The 4,057-nt window shown below is 69.4% G+C and carries 3 protein-coding genes; all 3 read left to right on the forward strand.

Annotated features, from left to right (window positions below; genetic code table 11):
- The first annotated feature begins 268 nt into the window (after positions 1–268).
- Positions 269–1,081: a bifunctional DNA-formamidopyrimidine glycosylase/DNA-(apurinic or apyrimidinic site) lyase gene (gene mutM, locus RT551_RS21360; protein ID WP_313462199.1), complete on the forward strand. Its 813-nt coding sequence runs from the start codon at positions 269–271 to the stop codon at positions 1,079–1,081.
- Between the two features lie 62 nt (positions 1,082–1,143).
- The gene (locus RT551_RS21365) at positions 1,144–1,710 is read left to right on the forward strand and encodes an ECF-type sigma factor (protein WP_311193225.1); all 567 of its coding nucleotides are present in this window, start codon (positions 1,144–1,146) and stop codon (positions 1,708–1,710) included.
- A 30-nt stretch (positions 1,711–1,740) separates the two neighbouring features.
- Positions 1,741–4,057 (forward strand): protein kinase (locus tag RT551_RS21370; protein ID WP_313462203.1); only part of this gene is annotated, 2,317 nt, incomplete at its 3' end.

Raw genomic sequence — 4,057 nt, forward strand, 5'->3', positions numbered from 1 at the left:
GATTGTGCCTGATCAGGGCCCAGTCCGAGACACAAGTGACACGCCATGCGTGTCAACCGCGCACAGCGCGGCACAAGCGCCCGAAGGCACGATCAACACGGCACCAGGTTGCGGCCGGCGTTTATCGTTGACCGAAGACGTGGGTCAGGCGTTCGCGATGCCGGAACGAAGAGCGGACGCGCATGGCGCGTCCCTACGCGAGGCGCCCATGATCCCGTCCCGTAGTGACACACCATGCGTGTCACGTCAGCACGGGTAGAATCCCCCCATGCCCGAACTGCCCGAAGTCGAAACCACCCGTCGTGGCCTCGCGCCGCACCTGGAAGGCCGCCGCATCCACGGCGTGATCCTGCGCCGGCCGGACCTGCGTTGGCCGATTCCGGATGAAATCAGCACGCTGCTGCCGGGCCAGGCGATCGAAGGCGTACGTCGCCGCGCGAAGTATCTGCTGTTGGACACGGCCATCGGCAGTGCGGTGCTGCACCTGGGCATGTCCGGCAGCCTGCGGGTGCTGCCGGGCGACACCCCCGTGCGGGCGCACGACCACGTCGACATCAGCCTCGACAACGGCCGCCTGCTGCGCTTCAACGACCCGCGCCGGTTCGGCAGCTTGCTCTGGCAACCGGCGGGGCAGACCCACGAACTGCTGGCCGGGCTCGGCCCGGAACCGCTCGACGACGTCTTCGACGGTGACTACCTGTTCCAGCGCAGCCGTGGCCGCAAGGCCCCGGTGAAGACCTTCCTGATGGACCAGGGGATCGTGGTCGGGGTGGGCAACATCTATGCCGCCGAAAGCCTGTTCATGGCCGGCATCAACCCGCTGCGTGAAGCCGGCAAGATCTCGCGCGAGCGCTACCAGCGCCTGGGCGCGGCGGTGAAGCTGATCCTTGGCCATGCCATCACCCGCGGCGGCACCACCCTGCGTGATTTCATCAACCCGGATGGTGCACCTGGCTACTTCGAGCAGGAGCTGCTGGTTTACGGGCGTGAAGGCGAACCCTGCCGGCAGTGCGGGCGGCCGCTCCGCCACGCCACCATTGGCCAGCGCGCCAGTGTGTGGTGCAGCCATTGTCAGCGCTGAGTCGCACTTTTAGGCCCACGCGGGCGCTATAGTCGGGCCAACGTCACCGGCGGGGGTTTGGCATGGACGAAGGCCCGGATATCACGGTATGGCTGGATTCGGCCCGCTCGGGCGACCGTGCCGCGCTGGATCGGGTGCTGACCCTGCTGTACCAGGAGCTGCACACCATGGCCCGACGCCAGTTGGCCGGCCAGCAGGGCCGCACCCTGGACGCCACCTCGCTGGTGCACGAGTCCTACCTGAAGCTGCTGGGCGCACGCGGTGCGGCACGCTTTGAAGACCGCGCGCACTTTTTCGCCTATGCGGCCTCGGCCATGCGCAGCGTGGTGGTGGATTACGCCCGCAACCGGCTGGCACGCAAGCGTGGCGGCGACCTGAAGCGGGTGGCGGAGATTCCCGAAAACAGCAGCAGCGGCGTGCGCCTGGACGAAGATCTGCTGGCGCTGGACGTGGCGCTGGCGCGGCTGCAGGCGGTGGATGGGCACCTGGCCAAGGTGGTCGAGCTGCGCTATTTCGCCGGGTTGTCGGAACAGGAAATCGCCGACCTCTGCCAGCGCTCGGAACGCAGCATTCGCCGTGATTGGCAGAAGGCGCGGCTGTTCCTGCTGGCGTCGGTGCGCGAAGACTGAGCGGTTCAACGGCGGTCGGAGATCGATCGTATGGAAGCAGGGCGCTGGCAGCAGTTGTCGTCGCTGCTGGATCAGTTGCTGGAGTTGCCCCCCGACCAGCGCGCCGCGCGCCTGGCCCGGTTGCATGCGTCCGACCCGACCCTGGCCGGGGAAGTGGAGCGGCTGCTGCAGCATGAAGCCGACAGCCACGATTTCATGGCCCAGCCGTTGTGGACGGCTGCACCGGAAGACAGCCGTGAGGGCACGCGCATCGGCCCCTACCGCCTGCTGCGCAGGCTGGGCGAGGGTGGCATGGGGGAAGTCTGGCTGGCCGAGCGCGCCGATGGGCTGTACGAACGCCAGGTCGCGCTGAAGCTGCTGCGCAGCGGCTATGCCGATCCCGGCCTGCGCCAGCGCTTCAGCCGCGAACGCGAGATTCTGGCGCGCCTGCAGCACCCGCACCTGGCCCAGCTGCTGGACGCCGGCATCGATCTGCAGGGCCAGCCCTACCTGGCGCTGGCCTATGTCGAAGGTGAGCCGATCACCGACTACTGCCAACGCCTGCAACTGCCGTTGGAGCGCCGCTTGAAGCTGATGCTGCAGGTGTGCGCGGTGGTCAGCCACGCCCACGCCAACCTGATCGTGCACCGTGACCTCAAGCCTTCGAACATTCTGGTTACCGCCGACGGCGAGGTGAAACTGCTGGATTTCGGCATCGCCAAGCTGCTTGATGACGAGCAGCCGCGCGATCCGGGCGCGCACCCGCCCACCGAAGCGCGTGCCTTCACCCTGCACTACGCTGCACCGGAACAGGTGCGTGGCGAACCGGTGACCACGCTGACCGACGTGTACTCGCTGGGCGTCGTGCTGTTCGAGGTCATCACCGGGCGCAAGCCGTATCGGCTGCGCCGCCTCAGTGACGCCGAATGGGAGCGCTCGATTCTGGAGGTGAACGCCCCGCGTGCCTCGAGCCTGTTGTTGCGCAGGGAGGGGCCCGACCCCGAACCGACCGCCGCCATCCGCCGCCTGGCGCGCCGCCTGCGTGGCGACATGGACACCATCCTGCTCAAGGCGCTGCAGAAGGAGCCCGCGCAGCGCTACGCCTCGGTGGAGGCGCTGTCGCAGGACGTGCAGCGTTTCCTGGAGGGCCGTCCCATTCACGCGCGCCCGCAGCGCGCGCTGTACCGGCTGCGCAAGTACCTCGGGCGACACCGCTGGGGCGTGGCGCTGAGCGCGGTGAGCATACTGGCCCTGCTGGCGCTGGCGGTGCTGGCGCTTTGGCAGATGCAGCAGGCGCGGCGCGAGATAGCGCGTGCGCAGGCCATGCAGGACTTCACCATCGGCCTGTTCGACCGCGCGGCCAGTGCGCGCCATGGCAGCTTCGACGTCCGCCAGATGCTGGCGACCGGGCAGCAGCGCGGGGAAGCGGAGCTGGCCGACCAGCCCTTGCCATTGGCGGACCTGGAAGGCGTGATCGGGCGGCTGCGCATTGGACTTGGCGATTACCAGCTGGCGCTGCAGACCCTGGACCGCCAGCGCGCGCTGCTGGAGCAGGTCGACAACGTGCCGCCGGAGCTGCAGGTGGAAGCGGTCACCCAGCGCGGCCGCGCCCTGCGCATGCTGGGACGCTCGCGCGAATGCGTGGCCCACCTGGCCCCCATGCAGGCCTTGGCCGCGCAGTACCAGCAGGCATTCCCGTCGCTGGTGGCCGAGTACCACGCCCAGCTGGGCCGCTGCCAGCAGCTGCTGGGTTACCGGCGGCCCGCACGCGAGGCCTTCACCCAGGCGTTGACCCTGCGCCGCGACGTGCTCAAGGACACCACCAGCACGGCCGAAAGCCTGGCCGACCTGGCCGCGCTGGACAGCGACGAGGGCCGTACGCAGGCCGCATTGGCGGGCTATCGGCAGGCGCTGCAACTGCTGCAGCTGCGCACCAGCGAGCGCGACCCGCAGCGGGTCACCCTGCGCCGCCACCTGGGGGAAACGCTGGCCGCGCAGGGCGACCTGGACGCGGCCTCGCAGCACCTGCACATGGCGTGGAACGACGCGCTTGGCCTGTACGGCCCCGACCACCCGGAAACCCTGGGCATCCGCCGCCTGCGCGGCACGCTGGCGCTGCAGCGCGGCGACCTGGCCGAGGCCGAAGCGACCCTGCAGGAAGTGCATCGGCTGACCCGGCAGGCGCTGGGCGAACGGCACCGCGACACCGGGGCCAGCTGGAACGCCATGGGCCACCTGGCGCGCGAGCGCGGCGACACCGCGCAGGCCGTGGAGGACTTTGCCCGCGCGGTGGAGATCTGGCGTCAGCCCGATTGTGTAGGCCTGCTGCCGCTGGGCCTTTACGACTACGGCGTGGCGCTGGCCGACG

Origin of the sequence: Stenotrophomonas sp. (genome assembly GCF_032103445.1) — a bacterium.
Lineage (GTDB): Bacteria > Pseudomonadota > Gammaproteobacteria > Xanthomonadales > Xanthomonadaceae > Stenotrophomonas.